This is a genomic window from Chromohalobacter sp. HP20-39 (genome assembly GCF_033052815.1).
GTDB lineage: Bacteria > Pseudomonadota > Gammaproteobacteria > Pseudomonadales > Halomonadaceae > Chromohalobacter.
Genome location: NZ_JAWHTP010000730.1, coordinates 1 through 268 on the forward strand (window position 1 = coordinate 1; position 268 = coordinate 268).

The following is a 268-nucleotide window of genomic DNA, read 5'->3' on the forward strand; positions in this document are numbered from 1 at the left end:
GTCGATACGGGTGAAATGTAGCCCAGCCCGAGGCCAATGCCGCCGATCACGCCGGAGCCGACCCACAGCAGCCAGAGCTGATGCATTTGGATACCGAGTGCCGAGATCAGCAGGCCGCCGCACCAGCACACCGCCGACACGACACCGGCCTTGCGCGGGCCGACGCGTTCCAGCCAGCCGCCCCACAGCGCAGCAGACAGGCCGAGGAAGACGAAGAACAACGTGAACATCCAGCCCAAGCTGGAAATGCGCCAGTCGCAGGTGGTGG

1 protein-coding gene is annotated in these 268 nt (G+C 65.7%); it reads right to left on the reverse strand.

All coding sequences use genetic code 11. The features are described from left to right. Positions 1-268: MFS transporter (locus tag RVY79_RS19875; RefSeq protein WP_317466294.1), on the reverse strand; the 268-nt coding region annotated here is incomplete at both ends.